The following is a 17,493-nucleotide window of genomic DNA, read 5'->3' as shown; positions in this document are numbered from 1 at the left end:
ATAGCTACACGGTAAAGAGCTACGCCACGGTATCGGGCGGAGGGGTGGACAAGGTCGTGCCCATCCCCTGGGAGGTGGAGTTCTCCGAGGACGGGATAGTCTGGAACAAAAACAAACCCGCGTGGCTGACGGCCTTTACCGAAAACGGGGAGGGAGGCACTTCGGCAGCATCGTATACTGCCACCGTGGCGGCGCAGAACGCATCCGACAAGCACACTATAGCATTGAAGGACGCAACACCAGTGACCAACTACGACCTCTCCACGCACGACTATCAGGGAAAAACCGCACCCATGCGTACGGCCAACTGCTACATTGTCAACGCATCGGGCACATACCGCCTGCCATTAGTGTATGGCAACGCCGTGGATTACGTCAAGGTGCCCGGCACGGGGAAGAATACATCGGCATATATCGCCGGGGCAAGTGGCAGCAATATATTGAGTCCCTTTATCAACCACCGTGGATCAGCTATTACCGACCCGTACATTTACAACAATGCAAACTGCACTCCCGATAACTGCACGCTTGTCTGGCAGGACGAGCCGAACCTTGTTACGAACGTGGCCCTCTCTTCCGACGGACACTTCCTCGAGTTCACCGTAGGGCAGGCCACCATTCACCAAGGCAACGCCGTGGTGGCGGTGAGCGACGCCTCGAACACCGTTATGTGGAGCTGGCACATCTGGGTGACGGACTACAAGCCCGGAACAACGGGAACAACCACGCCCGACAAGGAAATCACCAATTATCAGGGCTATAAGTATAAGCTTATGACCGTCAACCTCGGTTGGTGTGACGGAAAGGAGACGACCTACGTCGAACGCACTGTGCAAGTACGCTTCAAGCAGAAGCCTACGGCAGGATACACGCCGGCGGCGACACAAACCATCACAGTGAAACAGAAAGCGCATACCATTACAGCACTTGGGAACAGTACCTATTACCAATGGGGACGCAAAGACCCGTTCGTGGGGGTATTGGAAAATCCAAACGGAAGCTCGTACAGCATCAACAAGACTTGGTATGATGCATCGGGGGCAACCCACACCAACGAGCGTCCTGCAACAAGCAGCTTCCCATACTATGATGCCTGCATCACCTCCGGTATCACCCAGCCTAACACGTTCAGTGATAGTAATATGGACAGTAAATACACCAATCTCTGGAGTGCAAACAACACCGTCTACTCCGCCAACAACAACTCTGTTGTAAAGACCATCTACGACCCTTGCCCCGCAGGATACAGTCTCCCGCCAAGCAATGTCTACACCGGCTTCACTACAACGGGCCAAATCACGAGCGACTCATCTGAGTTCAATGTACAACAACCTTGGAATAAAGGTTGGAACTTCTATTGCAACTCAAGCAAGTCCGAGACAGTGTTTATCCCTGCGACGGGCTATCGGTACTACGATTCCGCAGTGCCCCGCTTCATGGGGAAAGACGCCGGCTCATGGGTGGCGGGGACGCACAGCGTGAGCTACGGGTGGGACCTGTACTTCTACTCGGCCCACGTGGTCCCGCAGAACCACCACAGTCGGAACTACGGCTTCGCGGTGAGGCCGGCGCAAGAATAAAGGGAGCGAAGCGACCGCGTTGGTTTCATACCTTTCGTATTCATAGTATTAACCGATTAAAAACACGTATTTATGAAAGGCATCCGTTCACCCGATTAAGTGGTCTTTGAGAAGACACTGAAACGACTTCCCAAAGACAGTGCCTATGACTTCCCAAAGGCGTGCGGTGCGACTTCCCAAAGGCATGAAGCATGACTTCCCAATGACGTGGAACACTACTTCCCAAAGGCACGGAGCACGACTCCCCAAAGGCGCGTGGCACTGTGTAAAGAGGTCGCTACAAACAACTTATTTAACTAAATATCTAATATTAAAAAGAGAGATAATCATGAGTGCAAGTTATAAACTTATACAGAAAAAGCATCCGCAAAAGAAAAATGAACCCGCAAAATGGTACGCCGTGCCCAACAGTGCAAAACCCTTGGCGCAGAAGGCCATGACCCGTGCCGCCACAAGCAACACCACGATGGCCCCCATCGAACTGGAGGCCGCCATGGAACTGCTGGCGGCCTTCATCCCGCAGCAGCTTCAGCAAGGCCATACGGTGAACGTGCCCGGCATGGGCACATTCCGCCTTGCCTTCAAGAGCGAGGGGGTGGAGAAGATAGACGACTTCCGTCCGGAGAAGATGATCAAGTCGCCCCGCATCCTCTTTACACCCGCCAAAGAACTGAAAGACAAATTGCTGCAAGGCTTGAGTTTCGAGAATGGCGGCGTGCTGGAAAACAAAGTAAGCTACGCCTCGCTGGCGGACTACCGCAAAGCCAAAGGACTGCCGACACCTGCACCGGGCGGCAGCGGTGGAACGGGTGGTGGCACGGGCTCGGGCGGCCAAGGAGAGAATCCGCTTGGTTAGACGTTAGACGTAAGAGGTCAGACGTAAGAAAAGAATAACACCGGATCAGGGTATGGGGCACGGAACCATATGGGAAATAAACACGACGCGTTTAATAGGAGAACTCATGACGACCATGTGGCCCGTGCCCTTAACCTCTTCCCCGCACCGATACCGCCGATGCTTCAATTCCGATCCTTATACCCTGACGACACCCACTAATTCACTACCATCCATGAAATCTTATCGAATCAGCAAAAGAATGCAGGAAGCGGCGGAATTCCGCAAGAGCTGCCTGATAAACATCGACATGACGGGCGCATCGCCCACGGCCTACGACCGCTCGGCCCTGATATTGCACGCCATATACCCGCAACTGCCCTTCCGACACGTGGTTTGCAGAGATGGACAGAAGCATCCGATGGTGACGGACATCCCGCAGAAAATCATCCGCGAGGTGTGCCGCAAGTACCGGTTGGTGGAGGCGACGGCAGCAGTAATCAGCGGTGGGCGATGAGTAGACAAAGGGAACTTATTGTTCTTTCATGTCCGGGCCGGTAGAGAAAGCCTCGTTATAAGCAGTCTCTTTGTAAGGATACACCCAAGTCCAGCCATTGGCGTCCGAAGGCTGAAGAGTTCCGGCAAAATTACTCTTAAAGCTTCCCCCTTCGTCAAACGTTTTACGCACCCTCGGCAACTTCCAACGTTTATAATCGAACCAGTCGAACCCCTCGCCCCACAATTCTATGCGGCGATAGAGCCTGACTTCCGCCAGCAGTTCGTCTCCGCTTTTGGAGGAAACATATCCGGGGTCGCGGCCACTGTCTTTAATCAGTTCCTTCAGCAAGCTGTGCACCTTCGCCTCTTCGTTGAGATGACAATTGGCTTCGGCCTCTATCAGATACATTTCCGAAGCCCGAAAATGATTGACATCGCCGCAGCCATAATACTCTTCGGCACACTGAAACTTAAATTGCATATAAGGGAAGATGTAAGAGGTGGAATACAACTTGGCTCCATATTCTTTCTTGGCGCGATTGTATAGCGCTCCTTTGGTGACACGCAAAGAATAATCTTTTATGCCATCGCCCTTGGCCGGAGCAAGGAACATGCCACGACGGATGTCCGTCTCGGGAATCTGTTCGTACAACTCCCTGCTGATGGCACAGGGATGGGTACGGCAATTGCTTGTATTGGAATTGCTGCCCTGATAAGCAAAAAAGCCATAATAGTGAAGGGATTGAATCTTAGAACCGTCGCTGCACCATATCCACTCCTTGTTAGGGGCGTTGAAGCCGCTATTCTTATATTCGTCGGCGCTCATCAACGGATAGTTCTTCCGCGCCAACGAGGCATATTGCGATGCCGTCTTCCAATCTTCGCGCACCAAAGCGGCACGGGCATAAACACAATGGGCAACGTCGAGATTGAGCGTATAAACGTCACTCCTGTCTTGTTTGCTCGAAGTATATAAAGCGATGGCATCATCCAAATCTTTGTAAATGCAGGAATAGACTTGGGCCAGGGTGGAAGGGGCAAGCCGGCCCGTGCTTTCGTCCAAACGGAGCGGCAGACCGCGGGTGGCGCCATCGTTGCTGTCTTGCCAGCGGCTGCAATAGAGCTGCGACAGCATCGTGTAGGCATACGCGCGCACGGTAAGCGCTTGTGCCTTAATAAACTGCTTATCGGCAGCCTTACCGGTAGCCGCATCGATATTCAAGATAACGGAATTGGCATTCCTTATCAATTTATAATAGTAGAACCAAGGGAAGTAGTCGTGATGGATGGTGTTATTCAATACATACCCCGAGTTGATAGACGTCTGCCAACCGGTGAGATTACTTTTCTGAAAGTCATTCCCCGGATAGTTCCCATAGAAAGTCTTTATGGCGCCTTCGCCATTGAACCCCTGTGTACTGAGATACTGCCGATACATCATGCGTCCTATTCCATTGATGGCCAGCCTTGCATTCTCGGCAGATTCAAAAATAGTCACTTTCCCGGCAGAACTTTCGGGAACAACATCCAAGTAGTCATTTGCACACGAGCCGCACACCAATGCCATGCCCATGATATATATATAATTTGTAAGCTTCATATCTCTTAATGTTTTACGGTAAAAAAACTCTTTTTCATCGGTCGGTGCATCATAGCTTGATGTTCAGCCCCACGGTGAATACACGCGGCGTCACCAGATAGTTGCCTTGCGAACCGCTGAAAGTTTGTTGCGGATTCATGCCTTGGCGTGCCGTAAGGGTGAAAAGGTTCTCACAAGTAACGCTGACTCCCACATCCTGCAGATCAATCTTCTTCACCCAGGCCTTGGGCAACCGATACGACAGATTTATATTCTTCAGCACCAAATAGTCCGAAGAAACAAGAAAACGCGAGGACATGCGGTTGTTGTTCGTATTGAGGTCGTAGTTTATTTGCGGGATGCCATCTCTGTCGATACGGTCGGACGACGTTTCCGTCATTCCCTCGGGGATACCGTTCCACGCCTTCATCACATCCACATGATAGTTTTTCGGAGTTCCCGAAGAACTCATCAAGGATTGGTATACCCCGTCCATCATCTTGCCCCCCAGCTGATAAGTAAACAGCATGGAGAAAGCCAGCGACTTATAACTCACACTGCCTTGAAAACTGCCATAGACCACGGGGAGCGCCGAGCCGTGAAATTCTTTGCCGGCATAGGTAATGTTGTTGACGTAAGGTTTGCCATTAATGACGGTGACGTGCTGCGTGATGTCCGTTGCTCCGTCGTGCTTGTTGCCCAATACGGTTCCGTCGGGCATGGTCAGGAAGTTGTTCTCCAGATTCGGCTTATACAGAGAGTTTCCGGTCAGCCTGTCCACTCCCTCGAACGTATAAGTATAAAATTCATAACGGCTTTTCCCTTTGACTATTTTATAGCTCCCCGACTCTATGCCGTCCTTATTCTGCTCGGGCAGTTTCATCACCCGATTTCTGATAAATGTGGCGTTGGTTCCTATATTCACAGCCCAGTTCTTGTTGCGATACACGTCCACATCGGTGGAAAACTCCCATCCTCTGTTAGAGATGGTTCCCAGGTTCTGAGTGATGACGCTCTCTGCAGAATCGGAACTCGTGGCACCGGCCGAGAGTGGCTGATAAACATCGAAAATGAGGTCCTTGTTGCGCTTGTCGAAATATTCCAGAGCCAGGTTCCAGCGGCCGAACAATCTTCCTTCCAAGGCAAATCCGAAAGCCTCGCCGGTCTCCCATTTCAAATCGACAGCCTCCAATTGTGAGAGGTAATAGGCACCTTGCCCGTGATATACCGCACTTGTATAAAGGTTCATGAAAGCATAATATCCCGAACCGGAATCATTACCCACCTGCCCGTAGTTGGCCCGTAGCTTGAGATTATTTACCCACGCCAACGATTTCATGAATTCTTCGCGGCTAATCATCCAGTTGGCCCCCACACTGCCGAAATTTCCCCAGCGGCTGTTTTTATGGAAGCGCGAAGAGCCATCGCGCCGGAAAGAAGCTTCCAGATTATATTTGTCCTGCCAATTGTAGCGCACCCGCCCCAGATAGCTTTCCGTCCGATAGTTGTTCTCGTAGCTTGTCAGACTTGTAGGCTCCGCAAAGTTGGAGAGATTGTCCATGCCGGGAAAGGTTTCTTTAATCTTATATCCATACAGATAATCGCTGTTGTAGGAGTAGTTTTCATGCCCCAACAGCACATCGACCGTGTGTCCGTCGAAATCGTGGAGCCAACGCAACTGCTGCTGGAAAGTATAGTTCTTGTATCTGTTAGATATACGCTTGCCGCGTCCCACATCCTTTCCATCTCCGATGACGGCGCTGTTGTATGTTTTATTATCCGAATTCCTTAATCCCATGTTCCCTTTCAGTGAAAACGTGAAATCTTTCAAGAACTTCAAATCCATATTTGCGGTGGCATTGATAGTGTTACGTACGGTCCTGTCACGGTTCAGCTCGCTCTCCCAGATGACGTGCCTGTCCACATTCTGGTTGCGTGTGGGAAATTGTATCTCATTGCCATCTTCTCCCAAAACGCTGTAATGTCCGGGGTCGTACCGCTTGTTTCCGTTCTCGTCGGTCATATAAGCCCCGTCGGCCCGATGCAGATGCACAGGATAGATAGGCGCGATGTTCCTACAGTAACTGAATGCATTGGTAAATTTATTCACATCATCGCTGCTCGTTCCGCTCGTATTGGAAAAGTTCTGATGCGTCACGTTCAGGTTCAGTCCGGCATTAAACCATTTTCTTGGAGAAATATTTACCGAAAGGCGGGCAGAAAGGCGGTCGAAGTCCGAGTTCCTCACATATCCCTCTTCGTCCAGATAGCCTAAAGAGAAATAGTAGTTACCTTTCTCGTTGGAGGCGCTTCCACTGAAAATATACTCTTGCCTGTAGCCGCTGCGGGTGGCCTGGTCGTACCAATCGAGATCGCCCGCATAGCCCGGCAGAATTTCCGTTCCTGCGGCCAGCCTTCCGTTGTTGTCGAACAGTTCATTGTCTGCTTTATTAAATATGTTCAGATAAAGGTAGTCGGGAATCAGCTTTTCATTGGCATATCGGGCAGCATCTTCGGCACTCATGCCGACAGAACTCATCTGGCTGTTTTTCACGTTTTGCCAGAAAGCCTCCATGAATTGTTTGGCGTTGGTACGTTTATACTCCTTTATGCCGCGCGTATAAGTTCCCTGATTGATTTTAAGGTCGAAGCTCAGTTTTCCGCCTGTTCCTTTCTTTGTGGTGATCAGGATAACGCCATTCGATGCACGGTTGCCGTAGAGTGCGGCCGAAGCGGCATCCTTCAACACCGAGATGTTCTCTATGTCGGACGGGTTAAGGTCCGATATACTGCCTCCATAGGGTGCTCCATCCAGCACATAAAGCGGCGAACTCACTCCATTTACGGTGCCGATGCCGCGAATGCGGATGCCGGGATCTGTGCCCGGTGCTCCCATCGTACTGTTCACCTGTATGCCGGCGGTGTTTCCTTCCAGAGCCGACGTCACTGAAGAAACAGGCCGCGCCTCGATCATTTTTTCGCTCACTGTAGAAATAGCTCCGGTGAGCGACGATTTCTTGGCACTGCCGTAGGCCACCGTCACAAGCACCTCATCCAGCTGCGTGGCATCATTCTGCAATATAATCTTTAAAAAAGGCTTCACCTCTACCTCCTGCGTTTTCATACCGATATAGGATATGACCAGCACCTTGGCGGAAGCGGGTATTTTGTCAATCACAAACTCTCCGTCCACATTCGTAACGGCTCCCATCGATGTTCCTTTTACCGATACGGATGCCCCGATTACGGGTTCGCCGTCTTCCTCGGAAATAACAATTCCGGATGTTTTGGATGTCTGAGCCATTGCCAATCCCATACTCAGGAAAAAACAAGCCAATAACATCAGTGTCTTTTTCTTCATGCTTCCCTTCGTTTTAAGATTTATATTAACACATACATTTAATTCTCAAAGACATATTGGTTGCAAAACTATATACTCTTGTTCAAATAAACAATAAAAGCCACAATAAAAGTAAAAAAACAGTTAAGTGAAGGTGCAGATAACCTCTCGAGAGCCAGGCACCTGTTTAAATGTTCCCCAGTATTATTTTGAGCAGAATTTAAACAGGCGCTTAAGAAGCTGTTTGCACAAAAGATAAGAAAAAGAGAGTGCGGCCGTCATTCACCCTATACGCTCCAAAAATCTCTACCACAGACTTTACACCTTGCAGCCTATCCCTTTCTCTTCAAGAAATCGGTGGGGCTTTCGCCGAACTCTTCCTTATAGCACTTAGTGAAGTATGACGGCGATGAGAATCCCACCTCATAGCCTATTTCGGCCACTGTCATTTCAGACGAAGCGAGCAAAGAAGCAGCTTTCAGTAGCCTCATCCGGCGCAACAACTCGTTGGGCGAATAATTGGTGAGCGACTTCAACTTACGGTAAAGCTGCACGCGGCTCATGCCCATCTCACGCCCCAAGTCCTCCACATTGAGTTCTGAGTCTTTCATTCGTTCCTCCACTAATGTCCTGAAGCGGGAAACGAAATCCTTATCCATATCGCTGACAGCTTCACGCTCAACAGAGCGGTTATCTCCGAAAAACTGCTTTAACTGACGCCTGTTGGCTATCAAATTATGGATACGCGACAACAGCAACTGAGAGTTGAACGGCTTGGAAATATAAGCATCGGCACCACCGTCATATCCCCGGATGCGCTGCTCATCCAGCGAGCAGGCCGTGAGCAGAATCACCGGGATGTGGCATGTCTGCATTTCGCTCTTCAAACGGCGACAACACTCCACACCGTCCATGCCGGGCATCATGACGTCCGAAACAACAACATCGGGCACATACTTCATGGCCAGACGGATTCCTTCAGCTCCATCCGCCGCTTCCAGCACTCTATATTCCTTGGACAATAACGACCTTACATAACCACGAATATCCGCATTGTCGTCAATGATGAGCACAACAGGAGTATCGGCCTCGATCGGTTCGTCTGCCACTGCCACTTCCGCATCCATCAAAGTCGATGCAGCCTCCTCGGCAGGCACGGGCGCCGTAGCAGGACGATAATCGGAGATGGTTGGCCGGGAAAGCGTGACAGTGAACGTAGTACCTTTTTCATCACTATGCGCAGCGATGCTTCCGCCATGCATCCCGACGAAGGCATGCACCAGTGCAAGCCCGATGCCGGTGCCGGCCTGATGTCCGCCTACCTGATAAAAACGTTCGAATATGGCCTCCAAATCGGACGACGAGATGTAGCTCCCCGAATTGAATACGGACAAATTGTAATTCTGCTCCACAGCAGACAAGCGTATGACAATCTTTCCATTCTCCGGCGTATACTTCACTGCGTTGGAGAAGAGATTGAAATAGATACGCTCCATCTTCTCCGCATCCGCCATCATCCGGAAATCGACATCAGGAGATGCCTCAAAGCTGAAAGCGATATGTTTCTTCAACAATGCCATGCGGAACGAGTCGTTCCACCCACGAAAAGCCGTCAGCAAATCAAAAGGTTCGAGATGAAGCTCCATGCGCCCGTTTTCAACCTTACGGAAATCAAGTATCTGGTTCACCAGCCTCAGCAATATGTGCACGTTCTTCTTCATCAACTCCAGAAGGCGGCGCGACGGTTCGCTGATGGAACAATCGGCCAAGAGTTGATCTATGGGGTCGGCAATCAAAGTCAACGGAGTGCGGAAGTCGTGTGAAACGTTCGTAAAGAAAACCAACTTGGCATGCGTGGCCTCTTCCAGCTCGCGAGAAAGCTGTTCCAATTGCGACTTCTGCATTTCCAGTTGTTCTTTCTGTTGTATCAACCGGGTTCTCTGCTCCTCCAGCTTCGTTTTCTGTGTGGACAATTCACGGTTCATCCTACTCTTAGCACGCAAAGCAAGATAAACCATTACCAACAAACCTACCAGCAAGAGGAGAGCCGCCAGACTGCCGTACAGAACCACCCGCTGTGTGGCATAGAGAGCCAGAAAGCGACTTATCTCACCATTCAGCATCTCTATCTTTCCGTCCAACGTGCTGATGTGCGCCGTCTGCATTTTCATGACAGCCGCATTGGAAGCATCTACAATGGACGTTCCCAATATCGTCTCACGGGGAAACTCCTTCCCTTGCAATATATCCATGGCAATCTGTACAACCCGGTCGCCCCCCGTGGGATAAATGAAAGAAGCCGTCAGCCTGCCGGCCAGAATATCTTCCAGCCCATAGTGCTCGCCGGGCAAGGCATCGATACCGATGAAACGCATCTCCTCTGCACGATGCCGGCGGCGGGCGGCTTCATAAGCCCCGGAGGCCATACGGTCGTTTTGGGCAAAAACGGCATCGACGTGAAGAAAACGATCGAGCAGGGTCTCCATCTTCTCACCTGCTTGTCCATGCAACCAAGCGCCGTCCACACTTTCCAGCAACCGGATGCCGGGATAAGCAGCGATGCCGTCCAGAAACCCTTCGTGCCGTTCGATGGCCGGGGTGGAGCCCGACAGTCCCGTGATTTCCACCACCGTGCCCTCACCATGCAGCAAATTGCCGATGTAAGCTCCCACCTCCTTGCCGATTGCATAGTTGTCGGCCCCGACGTATGCCGTATATTTGTCGGAGGAAATCTTGCGGTCTACCAATATGACGGGAATCCCGCAATTGTAGGCTTCCTCCACGACCGGCGTAATGGAACGGGCTTCATTGGGAGCAACAATCAGCAAATCCACCTTCCCATTAATGAAATGGCGGATATCCGCTTCCTGCCAAGTATTATTGTCTTTCGAAGTACGTATCTCCACCTCCACGTTGTCATAGAAACGGGCTTCGCGAAGAATCTCATTGTTCATCTGCTTCCGCCACTCGTCGTCGCTGCATTGCGAAACGCCGATGCGGAAACGCGCTTCGCGGCGTGAACAGGATGTGGCCACTCCTCCAAGAATGACCCAAAGGAATAAAATCCGAAAGATATGCTTTCTCATCTTTATTGTCCGATTTAAGATTGCAGATGAGCAAAGATAAAAAAAAAGCCGATACCAAGAATCTGTTTTGGATTCACTCGAAAGTTTTTTATTCCCGCCACAAGGATTATTCCTCCTGCAAGCACAATTGCCTTAACCCAGCCTCTCCTTATAAATCTGCGGCAATTCCGGCATGGCACCGCTTTGCGTACACACATACGCCGAAACCTCCACCGCCAGCTTATGCGCTTCGGGCACCTGTTTTCCGCTCAGTATGGCGGCAGTGAAGGCAGCCGTAAACGAGTCGCCGGCACCCACGGTATCGGCAACCGTCACTTTCGGTGTTTCCTGAAAAGAAACGACACCCGGAGTAAACACATAACTCCCGTTCGTCCCGCACGTCAGAATCAACATCTTCAGATTGTATTTAGCCAGCAGAATCCAGCATTTGTCTTGCAGGTCGATGCCCGGATAGCCGAAGATACGGCTGACGGTCACCAATTCCTCATCGTTTATCTTAAGCACATTGCAACGGCGCATGGACTCGCAAAGTATCTCCTTCGTATAGAATCCCTGACGCAGGTTGACGTCGAATATCTTCAGGTGTCCGTCCATATCGGGCATGGCATCCAGAAAACGGTTGATGGTGGTGCGGCTCACCACGCTGCGTTGCGCCAAAGAGCCGAAGCATACCGCACGGGTGCTCAATGCCAAACGCTTCAACTCCTCAGTGAAAGGAATATTATCCCAAGCCACGCCCTCTTTTATTTCATAACAAGGCACGCCCACGGCATCGAGCGTCACCTGAACCGTGCCCGTAGGATAAGGCACCCGCTCTATCTGGGTACGCAGCCCTTTTTGAGCAAAAACTTTCAAGATCTCATCTCCGTCTGCATCGGCGCCTACGGCACTGACCACGCGACTGTCGAAACCGAACTGCGATACATGATAAGCAAAATTGGCCGGAGCACCGCCTATCTTCTTTCCTTCGGGAAGGCAGTCCCACAAAGCCTCTCCCATTCCTACGATAATTTCATTCATGGTAATTATTCTTTAATAAATTAGACTTTCTGCAATCCTTTTCAAGAGAGTGGCGGAATCAATCCTAAATCGAGGGTAGCTAAGTAGTATACTTAGGGGGTCTAAGTCGTATACTTAGGGTACCTCAGTCGTATACTTAGATACCCCCCTCTCAGAACATATCCTGACGCTGCATCGAACAATGTCAGCGTTTCATCTTCAGCATGTAGAAAAATAAATACAATACACCGATTGTCATTACAGCTACCGCCCCACTTTGTCCCACGGCATCGCTTGCCAATCCCATGGCTATGGGAAAGACCGTGCCGCCGAAGAGCCCCATAATCATCAGCCCGGATACCTCGTTCTTCTTCTGCGGCATGGCAAGCAATGCCTGCGAGAAAATAATCGGGAAGATATTCGAGTTGCCAAAGCCGATGAGGGCAATGCACACGTAAATCATTGTTTTTTCATGGAAGACAAACAGCCCAGCCATAGCTGCCAACATGCACAACACACTGACTGCAAAGAATGGTTTAGAAGCCACCTTCTGCAAGACGACAGCTCCCAAAAGACATCCCGCCGTACGGAAAATGAAATAAAGGCTGGTGGCAAAGCCGGCATCAGATAAGGTCATCCCCAAACGCTCCATCAGAATCTTGGGAGCCGTTGTATTGGTGCCCACATCGATGCCCACATGGCACATGATGCCCAGAAAGCAGAGCAGAATGAACGGCTTGCCCAGCAAAGCGAGGCATTCGCCGAAAGTAGACGGACGTCCTTCTTCCTTTTCTTCCTGAATGGAAGTAGCGCCCAGCCAAAAGATGGCAATCACCGCAACGACCATATAGATGGGAAACAGTATCCTCCACCCCATACCCAGCGACGGTATGGTTTGCGTAGCTCCCCACATGGCAATGTAAGGAGCAAGAAACGAAGCGATAGCCTTGACAAACTGCCCGAAAGTCAGCGAACTTGCCAATCTTTCGCCACTGACGATATTGGAAAGCAACGGATTGAGCGATGTCTGCATCAGCGCATTGCCGATGCCCAGCAATGAAAACGAAAGCAGCATCAGCACATACCCGTCTCCGAAAACCGGAAGAAGCAGCGAAGCAAAAGTCACGAACAGGCTCAACAATACCGTCTTTTTCCGTCCGATACGGTTCATCAGCATCCCCGTGGGTACGGAGAAAATGAGAAACCAGAAGAAAACCAGAGAGGGGAATATGTTGGCCTGCGCATCGGTCAGCCCCAAATCGGCCTTTACGTAGTTGGAAGCAATGCCCACCAAGTCTACAAAGCCCATGGCAAAGAAGCAAAGCATGATGGGCAACAGCTTTGCCAATGAAGAATTCTTATTATTCATAGCTATTAATAAAAAGTTAATTGTTCATATTCAGTGGATAGACGGTCAGCTTGTTTACCCGGCAATGTCCCCCGTCGGTAGAAATGCAGATTTTGGTGTAAGGGCGCTTCGGAAATACCAAGTTTGTCATGGCAAACCGGCCGCTCCCCTCGAAAACCTCGATGCTGCAACGGTCTACAAAGAAGCGCAACCGTTGTTGCTCTCCGCCGGCAACGGGGGCAACGGTCACAGCCGGAAAGTCTTTGCTGAAATCTGTCAGTCCACTCTTGGAACGATCCATGCCAAAGGTTCTATTCATCGCATCGTACGTCATGACAACCTGTTCGCCTTCCTCGTTGGCAAGCACAATGATCACCTTACCGGCCAAGCGTGCACTAAACTCCAAATCAACCTCACAGATACCGGCATTGTCGACAGGCAGTTTGCGAACCGCCGCTTTTTTCCCCACGGAGAATGCACCATACTTCAATGTCTTTCCTCCGCGCAAAGCCTCGATTTCTTTCGCCGGAACGGTGGCCAAGTAAAGTTCGCCGTCCTCGGCCCGATAAAGCTCCAGATCACGCGGCAGAGAGTTGGCGCTGCGATATTGCTTGGTAGGCACATTGTTGGCATATTGCCAGTTACTCATCCAAGCAATGACAGTATGGCGATTTTCAGGAGCATTGCTCCACGACACTGCGGCATAATGGTCTTTCCCATAATCCATCCACTTCGTCACTTCGGGCTTAGTATCGCACGTGAAAGTTTTTCCGTCGAAATCGCCCACAAAATATTGTGCCGCACTACCGCCGAAAAGTCCTCCGGGATTGATGTTGCAGATAAGTACCCATCTTTTCTCATCCGTGCCCCGAACGGGAAGTTGCATCAGGTCGGGACATTCCCAAACTCCGTCCTGCGCACCATATCCTTTCCCGAAAACACTCTCCTTGGTCCACTCCTTCAGATTATCGGAAGTATAAATCCACATCTCTTTCTCCAAAGCGGCGGCAAGGATAAGAACCCACTTACGGCTTTCGGCATGCCAGAACATGTTCGGGTCGCGACATTCTTTGTCGGACGTAATGATAGGATTGCCCTCATAGGATTGGAAGGTTTTTCCGTTGTCCCGGCTATAAGCCAGACTTTGAATTTGGCTCGCACCCGCCGAAGTATAGATGGCTATGACCGCATCTTTCCCAAAGCCGGCGGTATTTTCCTTATCCACCACACTGCTTCCACTGAACACCGTCCCCAGCCCATTCGGTTCTATGGCCACCGGATGATGCTCCCAATGTATCAAGTCCTTGCTGGAAGAATGTCCCCAATTCATATTCCCCCACATGGAGCCGTAAGGGTTATACTGGTAATAAAGATGATACTCCCCGTCCTTGTAGAACATCCCGTTAGGATCGTTCATCCAACCGTAAAGTGGCGTGTGGTGATAAAGAGGGCGAAATTCTTCACGATTGGCAGTATCAAAAATATCAGCCAGCTTGATGTCGTTCCAGCAAACATCCTCCATAGCGTCTCGCACATTCGCACGGCTGTTTCCTGTATGAATGTCAAAAGAGACGGCTTTCCCCTTGTATTGTTCCAAGTCAAAAGGAACCAGATAGTCTGCACGATTCATTGCCAGCCTGACGGTAAACGTCCGCTCTGCCTTATTATTCACAAGCACATGAACGGTTGCTTCGGGAGCCGCCTCTTCAACGGGCAGCAAAAGGAATTTCTTAGGAGAAACTACTTGTATCAGACTATGGTTAGCACCCAGATAATGGACTTTCAGCCCTTCTTGATTTTGCGCCGCACAAAATCCAATGCTTATCCAAAGCAAGAGAAGCAACACGGCCGGATTTCTTTTTACGTTCATATAGATTACTGTTTTATGTTTATTCATGGTTTTATGTTTTTCATCTGCCGCAAAGATACGACCTTGAGTAATTACGAACTATCTTTTTTGTTTCAAAGCATATTACAAATGTTACATTGAGTCTAATAGATATAGATTAGAACTCACTTTAATATAGTTGGCATCTTCATCTTTCGTATTTTCATTAAAAATTCATTTTCACTTTTGCATCTTTCAGTTTCCATACATCGGCCGCCACTTCCGTTGTATTTCCATCAGAAAATAGTTCCAATAGCGTACTGTTTTCTTTCAGAGGAAAGATTCTTGTAGTAAATGCATCCTCGTCATTAATAAACCCTTCCACCACAGAACCGTCAATAAACAATCGAATCTCCACCGGTTTAGTTGTATCCAACCGATAATGATCCTTACGAATCTTCAAAGGAATATGTGCACGCAAGGAAGAGTGCGTCTGATCCACAACAAGCTCTCGCTTTTCCACATCATAATAAATCATGCTGTATTCACTATTATCCGGATTTTTGCACAATGTAAATCCAAAACGTTTTGCATCACCGGGATAAAAAGTGGCTTTGATTTCAAGCTGATGCTCCCCTCTGCTCACAATACACGGTTTTGCAGATGTCAATGCCCGTTTAGCATAAACAGTCTGCTCTTCACGCAATCGTTTCGCCACGGGATGGGGCGTCTGGCAGAATTTCCCATCCTTCAGCAGCCATTTTCTGGGGATGCTGTAAAGATGTGCCCAGCCTTGCTCATAAGTGACTTTTTCTCCTATTTCATCGGGTATAATGGCAATGGCAGCGACATCCCCTTCCGGAGTCTCAACAACAGAGGGAGACAGTAAACGATTGATTACTTCCAGATTTTGAGGAATCGGATTGTCCGGTACAAATTTCTCATTCTTAAAGTCTCCTATCCAATATTGACAACGTGCAGGTATGCCATTATGAGGAACTCTATTCACCAAAAGCACATATTTGTCGCCCATCTTCTTAAAGACCGGCATTTCCCAGAATATGCCGGATTCGTCCATTCCCGGATTACCCTCGAACAATAAATGTACAAAATTCCATTTCTTCAGGTCTGCCGATTTATAAAGCAGCAAAGCTCCATGAGGCATATCAGCCTTTCCAATACCGAAACCAATAATCATATACCACACATCCCTCTCTTTCCAGACATATTGGTCGCGCATATCCGTGCGGGTATATTCGGCTGGCTTCTCGGCAATGACCGGATTGCCCGCATACTTCTCCCATTCTATCAATGCAGTATCTTTTGGGAAAGCAATCCCCACTCCCATCTTATCTCCGCCGGCTGTATATATAAGCTGTGGAATGCCATCGTCATTGATTACAGCATGCCCGGACCATATTCCATTTTTATCATAAGCAGTATCAGGAGTCAAAGCCGGTTGTTCTTCGGTCCAATAAATCAGATCGGGACTGCTGAAATGTCCCCAATTTATCTGCCCCAAAAAGATTGACGAAGCATTCTTTTGGTTAAAGATGTGATATTTGCCTCTATAATAAAATAAACCATGAGTCTCATTCGTCCAATTGGCAGCTGGCAACAGATGATAGCGAGGACGATTGAAATCTCCTGCAAAACGAGTCTCAGGAATGGCTAAGACCGGAGTCTTCTTTAGTCCTGAAGCAATATCATCCTTCCATACAGACAAATCATTGGAAAACGGGATGAGGCTTATGCCATCAATCAACCCGTTAATAGCTGTAACATCATACATCCCAACTTTCTTTTCCCTGAAATCCTTGCCTATTCGAAGTGCCATTTCTCCATTCTGCAAATTCAAAGACCATAACTCTGCATTCATCCTCTGTCCATTCAGAAAGACCGACTTATTCTCCAAATCAAGCACCAAATGCAACCACTCGAAACGGTCGACCTTTGCCTTTAATGAATGATAAAAGTATGCGCCATTCTGTCCCATTCCCAACAATAAGCCTCCATAACGATCCACACATATTGCTACGGATGTTCCGGCCATATCCCTGATTCCCATAAAGGCAGCAGTATCCGTCGGGTAAGATTCCAAAGCAAACCATCCGGACAATAACGAGAAATCCCTCTCCATAACAGTATCCATCCAAGTAGAATATCCATCCGTACGAAGAGCTTTACCTTCAACTCCGGCAACAAATTCCGGTATTTGTTTTATGGTGTATAAATTCAGCAGTGATTTGCCGTCAGTGGAAAGTAATGGTTTTTGTCCGTCAAACGACCATACCTTTTGGGCAAAGGCTACGTTCAAAGAAAGCAATAAACAGCCTAATATAGAGATGAAGCGTTTCATAATAAAAGATTGTTTTAAAGGAAGAAGGGGAAACAAACCTT

The 17,493-nt window shown here is 49.2% G+C and carries 9 protein-coding genes and 1 pseudogene; 3 read left to right on the top strand and 7 right to left on the bottom strand.

Annotation, left to right across the window (positions count from 1 at the left end; genetic code table 11):
- The 3 genes and pseudogenes from EV202_RS15035 to EV202_RS07740 form a co-directional block, all read left to right on the top strand.
- Nucleotides 1-1,580 (top strand): annotated as a pseudogene (locus EV202_RS15035) (fimbrillin family protein); the annotation flags it as partial.
- A 328-nt stretch (nt 1,581-1,908) separates the two neighbouring features.
- A complete protein-coding gene (locus EV202_RS07745) occupies nt 1,909-2,436 on the top strand; it encodes an HU family DNA-binding protein (protein ID WP_131926521.1) in 528 nt (175 codons plus the stop codon).
- A gap of 214 nt (nt 2,437-2,650) precedes the next feature.
- Nucleotides 2,651-2,932, top strand: coding sequence for a hypothetical protein (locus EV202_RS07740; protein WP_131926519.1), 282 nt, complete (start codon nt 2,651-2,653; stop codon nt 2,930-2,932).
- A gap of 15 nt (nt 2,933-2,947) precedes the next feature.
- Here the strand turns inward: EV202_RS07740 and EV202_RS07735 are convergent, their stop codons facing one another.
- The 7 genes from EV202_RS07735 to EV202_RS07705 form a co-directional block, all read right to left on the bottom strand.
- Nucleotides 2,948-4,513: a RagB/SusD family nutrient uptake outer membrane protein gene (locus EV202_RS07735; protein ID WP_131926518.1), complete on the bottom strand. Its 1,566-nt coding sequence runs from the start codon at nt 4,511-4,513 to the stop codon at nt 2,948-2,950.
- Between the two features lie 49 nt (nt 4,514-4,562).
- Nucleotides 4,563-7,853, bottom strand: coding sequence for a SusC/RagA family TonB-linked outer membrane protein (locus tag EV202_RS07730; RefSeq protein WP_131926516.1), 3,291 nt, complete (start codon nt 7,851-7,853; stop codon nt 4,563-4,565).
- Between the two features lie 311 nt (nt 7,854-8,164).
- On the bottom strand, nt 8,165-10,918 hold the full coding sequence (locus tag EV202_RS07725; protein ID WP_131926514.1) for a substrate-binding domain-containing protein: 2,754 nt from the start codon (nt 10,916-10,918) through the stop codon (nt 8,165-8,167).
- Nucleotides 10,919-11,050: 132 nt separating this feature from the next.
- A complete protein-coding gene (locus EV202_RS07720) occupies nt 11,051-11,938 on the bottom strand; it encodes a carbohydrate kinase family protein (RefSeq protein ID WP_131926512.1) in 888 nt (295 codons plus the stop codon).
- A gap of 184 nt (nt 11,939-12,122) precedes the next feature.
- Nucleotides 12,123-13,286, bottom strand: a complete 1,164-nt coding sequence (locus EV202_RS07715) for an MFS transporter (protein WP_131926511.1) — start codon at nt 13,284-13,286, stop codon at nt 12,123-12,125.
- Nucleotides 13,287-13,302: 16 nt separating this feature from the next.
- Nucleotides 13,303-15,135 carry a DUF4980 domain-containing protein gene (locus EV202_RS07710; protein WP_234878259.1) on the bottom strand — a complete coding sequence of 611 codons (1,833 nt, stop codon included), beginning with the start codon at nt 15,133-15,135 and terminating at the stop codon, nt 13,303-13,305.
- 184 nt (nt 15,136-15,319) lie between these two features.
- Complete coding sequence (locus EV202_RS07705) at nt 15,320-17,452, bottom strand: glycoside hydrolase family 32 protein (RefSeq protein WP_131926507.1); 2,133 nt, start codon at nt 17,450-17,452, stop codon at nt 15,320-15,322.
- Nucleotides 17,453-17,493 lie beyond the last annotated feature (41 nt).

It is taken from the genome of Prevotella heparinolytica (genome assembly GCF_004342845.1).
GTDB classification, from domain to species: Bacteria; Bacteroidota; Bacteroidia; order Bacteroidales; family Bacteroidaceae; genus Bacteroides; species Bacteroides heparinolyticus.
Note: the sequence above shows the minus strand (reverse complement) of the source record. Positions and strands in the feature narration are given on the sequence as shown.

Bases quoted from the DNA above. Each gene is read 5' to 3' on its own strand.
- EV202_RS07730 (WP_131926516.1), bottom strand. From the start codon at position 7,853: ATGAAGAAAAAGACACTGATGTTATTGGCTTGTTTTTTCCTGAGTATG.
- EV202_RS07735 (WP_131926518.1), bottom strand. From the start codon at position 4,513: ATGAAGCTTACAAATTATATATATATCATGGGCATGGCATTGGTGTGC.
- EV202_RS07745 (WP_131926521.1), top strand. From the start codon at position 1,909: ATGAGTGCAAGTTATAAACTTATACAGAAAAAGCATCCGCAAAAGAAA.
- EV202_RS07710 (WP_234878259.1), bottom strand. From the start codon at position 15,135: ATGAACGTAAAAAGAAATCCGGCCGTGTTGCTTCTCTTGCTTTGGATA.
- EV202_RS07705 (WP_131926507.1), bottom strand. From the start codon at position 17,452: ATGAAACGCTTCATCTCTATATTAGGCTGTTTATTGCTTTCTTTGAAC.
- EV202_RS07740 (WP_131926519.1), top strand. From the start codon at position 2,651: ATGAAATCTTATCGAATCAGCAAAAGAATGCAGGAAGCGGCGGAATTC.
- EV202_RS07720 (WP_131926512.1), bottom strand. From the start codon at position 11,938: ATGAATGAAATTATCGTAGGAATGGGAGAGGCTTTGTGGGACTGCCTT.
- EV202_RS07715 (WP_131926511.1), bottom strand. From the start codon at position 13,286: ATGAATAATAAGAATTCTTCATTGGCAAAGCTGTTGCCCATCATGCTT.
- EV202_RS07725 (WP_131926514.1), bottom strand. From the start codon at position 10,918: ATGAGAAAGCATATCTTTCGGATTTTATTCCTTTGGGTCATTCTTGGA.